Raw genomic sequence first — 3,128 nt, forward strand, 5'->3', positions numbered from 1 at the left:
CCACCAGCCGGGGCTGGCAGGCGCGGCTCGCCCCGCTGATGGTGGCGCTCGCCTCGTCCAGGCTCACGGCCCGGGCGACCCCGGGAGCACCGGCGGCGGCCCCGTAAGCGCTCCCGTCCCGGGCGACGCCGGCCTGGCCCCCGGCGACCGCCGCCGGCGGGTCAGCTGGGAGGGTGCTGCCGAGCAGCACCCCGCCCCCGCCGCCCCCGCCGGGGCCGCGGGGCACGGCGTCCGTGTTCGGGCCGCCGGCGCCCCCTTGGGCGTTGACCGTGATCCCGGCCAGCCCGGCGTCCGCCCCGGCGCCGGAGAGCAGGAGCACGCTCCCGCCCCCGCCGCCCCCGCCGGCGCCGTCGCCGACTTCACGGGCGCCCACGCCGGCCCCAGCGTGCGCCGGCTGGCCCGGGAGCTCGGCGTGGACCTGAACACCATCAAGGGCAGCGGCGAGAAGGGCCGGATCCTCAAGGAGGACCTGCTCGCCGCCGTGCGCGGTCCCGCGGCCGCCCCGGCCGCCGCCGCGGCCCCGGCGGGCGCCGGCATCCCCGAGATCCCGGCCCAGGACTTCTCCAAGTTCGGTCCCGTCGAGACGGTCCCGCTGCCCCGGATCAAGAAGCTGTCCGGGCCGTTCCTGCACCGGTCGTGGCTGAACGTCCCCCACGTCACCCACAACGACGAGGCCGACATCACCGAGCTCGACGCCTACCGGCGCGAGCTCGACACCGCCGCCAAGGCCGAGGGCTACCGGGTCACGCTGCTCGCCTTCCTGATGAAGGCCGCGGTGTCCGCCCTGCGCCAGTTCCCCGAGGTCAACAGCTCGCTGTCGCCCGAGAAGGACGCGCTGATCCTCAAGAGCTACTACCACATCGGGATTGCCGTCGACACGCCCGGCGGCCTGGTCGTGCCGGTCATCCACGATGTCGACCGCAAGGGCGTCACCGCCCTGAGCAAGGAGCTGGGCGAGGTCTCCAAGCGGGCCCGCGACGGCAAGCTGTCGCCCAACGACATGTCCGGGGGCAGCTTCACCATCTCCAGCCTCGGCGGCATCGGCGGGACCAGCTTCACCCCGATCGTGAACGCCCCCGAGGTGGCCATCCTCGGCGTCGTCCGCTCCAGGATGTCGCCGGTCTGGAACGGCTCGGAGTTCGTTCCCCGCATGATGCTGCCGCTGTCGCTCTCCTACGACCACCGGGTGATCGACGGCGCCCTGGCCGCCCGGTTCACCCGGACCCTGGCCACCGTGCTCGAGGACGTCCGCCGCCTGCTGCTCTAGTCGGGGAGGACCCATGGAGATCCGTATCCCGGACATCGGCGACTTCGCCGACGTGCCCGTGATCGAGGTGCACGTCAGCCCGGGCAGCGTCGTGGCGGCGGAGGACCCGCTGGTCACGCTGGAGTCGGACAAGGCGACCATGGACGTGCCGTCGCCGGTGGCCGGCACCATCGCCGAGGTCCGCATCGCGGTCGGCGACCAGGTCTCGGAGGGCGACGTGGTGGCCACGCTCGAAGGAGGGGAGCAGCCGGCGGCCCCGGCGAAGGAGCGGGTGCACGAGAGCGCCCATCCGGAGGCGCCCGAGCCGGCCGGCTACGGGTCACCGGCCGGGGTCTACGAGCGCCTCGAGGTCCGGGTGCCCGACCTCGGCGACTTCGAGGACGTGCCCGTGATCGAGATCCACGTCACCCCCGGCGACAGGATCTCGGCCGAGGACCCGCTGCTCACCCTGGAGTCCGACAAGGCGACCATGGACGTCCCCGCCCCGGCCGCCGGGACCGTGGCCGAGGTCCGGGTCGCCGTCGGCGACACGGTGTCCGAGGGCGACGTGATCGTCGAGCTCCAGACCGGCCAGGAGGCGGCCCCGGCCCACGCGGACCCGGTCGCCGCCCACACCGCCCCGGCCCAGGTCCAGACGGCCCCGGTCGCCTCCGCCTCGGCGGCCGGCATCGAGGCCGACGTCCAGGCCGAGGTGCTGGTGCTGGGGGCCGGGCCCGGCGGCTACAGCGCCGCCTTCCGGGCCGCCGACCTCGGCAAGTCGGTCGTGCTGGTGGACCGCTCCCCGATCCTCGGCGGGGTCTGTCTCAACATCGGCTGCATCCCCTCCAAGGCCCTGCTGCACGCGGCCCGGGTGATCGCCGAGACCAAGGAGATGGCCGAGCACGGCCTGTCCTTCGGCGAGCCGGCCGTCGACCTGGACAAGCTCCGGGGCTGGAAGGAGTCGGTCGTCAAGCGGCTCACGAACGGCCTGGCCGGCCTGGCCAAGCAGCGCAAGGTCAAGGTGGTCACCGGCTTCGGCACCTTCGCCTCCCCAAACCATCTGGAGGTCCGTGCCGACGACGGCTCCACGACGATGGTGGGGTTCGAGCAGGCGATCATCGCAGCCGGCTCGGAGCCGGTGACCCTGCCGTTCATCCCCCACGACGACCCACGGGTGATCGACTCCACCGGGGCCCTGGAGCTGGCCAGCGTCCCCGAGCGGCTGCTGGTCGTCGGCGGCGGGATCATCGGCCTGGAGATGGCCACCGTCTACTCCGAGCTGGGGTCGCGGATCACCATCGTCGAGCTGCTCGACCAGCTCATCCCGGGCGCCGACAAGGATCTGGTCAACCCGCTGTTCAAGCGGATCTCCAAGCGGTACGAGGCCATCTACCTGACCACCAAGCTCACCCAGGTCGACGCCACCGCCGACGGGCTGGTCGTCCACTTCGAGGGGGCCAAGGCGCCCGAGACCGCCACCTTCGACCAGGTCCTGGTCTCGGTCGGCCGGCGCCCCAACGGCCGCGCGGTCGGGGCCGAGAAGGCCGGCGTGGCCGTTGACGAGCGCGGCTTCATCGGCGTGGACAAGCAGCTGCGCACCAACGTGGCCCACATCTTCGCCATCGGCGACGTCGTCGGCCAGCCCATGCTGGCCCACAAGGCGGTGCACGAGGGCCACGTCGCGGCCGAGGTCGCGGCCGGCAAGCCCAGCTACTTCGACGTCCGCGGCATCCCCTCGGTGGCCTACACCGACCCCGAGGTCGCCTGGGTCGGCGTCACCGAGACCGAGGCCAAGGCCGCCGGCGTCAAGTACGGCAAGGGCACCTTCCCGTGGGCGGCCAGCGGCCGTTCCCTGTCCCTGGGCCGCGACGAGGGCATGACC

Annotated in this window: 2 protein-coding genes and 1 pseudogene; 2 read left to right on the forward strand and 1 reads right to left on the reverse strand. The window is 73.4% G+C overall.

What is annotated here, in order from left to right:
• A partial coding sequence (locus tag VF468_13035) for a hypothetical protein (GenBank protein ID HEX5879220.1) occupies nt 1-373 on the reverse strand: 373 nt, incomplete at its 3' end.
• Here VF468_13035 and VF468_13040 point away from each other — a divergent pair.
• Both VF468_13040 and lpdA read left to right on the forward strand, forming a co-directional pair.
• Nucleotides 347-1,267 (forward strand): annotated as a pseudogene (locus VF468_13040) (2-oxo acid dehydrogenase subunit E2). The gene VF468_13035 and the pseudogene VF468_13040 overlap by 27 nt on opposite strands.
• A gap of 13 nt (nt 1,268-1,280) precedes the next feature.
• Nucleotides 1,281-3,128 (forward strand): dihydrolipoyl dehydrogenase (gene lpdA, locus VF468_13045; GenBank protein ID HEX5879221.1); only part of this gene is annotated, 1,848 nt, incomplete at its 3' end.

Source organism: Actinomycetota bacterium (assembly GCA_036280995.1).
In the GTDB taxonomy this organism is placed as follows: domain Bacteria; phylum Actinomycetota; class CALGFH01; order CALGFH01; family CALGFH01; genus CALGFH01.